We start from the raw sequence: 259 nt of genomic DNA on the forward strand, positions 1-259 counted from the left end.
CTCATATCTCTGAAAATGAGTTAAAAAAAATCAGTTTTCTGAAAACCCCAAAAGATTCTGTTGCCGTGTGTTATCTGGCCGAGGAAGAAACGTGGGAAGATAAGAATATACAGCTGGTTTTGGATGGTATTCAGGATCCGGGAAATTTAGGGACCATTATTCGATTAGCAGATTGGTTCGGAATAGAACAAATTATTTGCAGTGAAGATACGGTGGATTTTTACAATCCAAAGGTGATTCAGGCAACCATGGGATCATT

At 38.6% G+C, this 259-nt stretch carries 1 protein-coding gene; it reads left to right on the forward strand.

Translation table 11 applies throughout. From position 1 onward, the window contains the following. On the forward strand, nucleotides 1-259 hold a 259-nt coding region (locus tag SB679_RS25025), incomplete at both ends, for a TrmH family RNA methyltransferase (RefSeq protein ID WP_410705011.1).

It is taken from the genome of Chryseobacterium sp. SIMBA_029 (assembly GCF_046535275.1).
Lineage (GTDB): Bacteria > Bacteroidota > Bacteroidia > Flavobacteriales > Weeksellaceae > Chryseobacterium.